Genomic DNA, 296 nt, shown 5'->3' with positions numbered 1-296 from the left:
CTACGTCAACCGAGAAACCGATATCAGGTTGAATGATATTTGTGGCCGTTTTCGCTCCGCGTAAGCCGACTTCCTCTTGAACAGTGCCGACACCATAAACGGTATTCGGATGCTCGACGTTTTCCAATTGCTTCAGCACATCGATCGCGATGGCACAGCCGATGCGGTTATCCCATGCTTTGGCCATCAGCAGTTTTTCATTTTTCATCACAGTAAATTCGCAAACCGGTACGATGGAGTCGCCCGGGCGAACGCCGAACTCCGTAGCTTGCTCTTTGCTTTCCGCGCCGATATCG

Annotated in this window: 1 pseudogene; it reads right to left on the bottom strand. The window is 51.4% G+C overall.

Annotation, left to right across the window (positions count from 1 at the left end):
* Nucleotides 1-296: pseudogene (locus ACFQZY_RS19135) on the bottom strand (peptidase M42); the annotation flags it as partial.

The organism is Ramlibacter sp. GCM10027632 (assembly GCF_042675325.1).
GTDB lineage: Bacteria > Pseudomonadota > Gammaproteobacteria > Burkholderiales > Burkholderiaceae_C > Ramlibacter.
This window is presented reverse-complemented; position numbering and strand designations above follow the sequence as displayed.